Source organism: Rhizobium sp. SVR5-9E (assembly GCF_056755095.1).
Window position 1 is genome coordinate 1 of the sequence record NZ_JBNDHS010000473.1, and the last position, 263, is coordinate 263.

The window sequence follows — 263 nt, forward strand, 5'->3', positions numbered from 1 at the left end:
GATGGGATACGATACCAGACCGCTTCTTACCTTAGAAGAAAAAGGAAAATTCCTGAAACAGTGTATCGATAATGAATATCTGCTGTTCTTCGAACACGATGCTCACAATGAACTGGCAAGCCTTAAAATGACAGAAAAAGGCGTAAGACTGGATGAGACGTTTAGTTTTAATGATGTTTTCGGATATTAATATAAACTATGGAAGAATTACATTCAGAAACTCAGAAAGCTGAGCCGGAACCATTATCACCCAAGATTATTGG

General features: G+C 37.6%; 1 protein-coding gene. It reads left to right on the top strand.

Going from position 1 to position 263, the window contains the following annotated elements; translation table 11 throughout:
* On the top strand, positions 1-190 hold a 190-nt coding region (locus ACPYOJ_RS35680; protein WP_481420434.1), incomplete at its 5' end, for a hypothetical protein.
* Positions 191-263 lie beyond the last annotated feature (73 nt).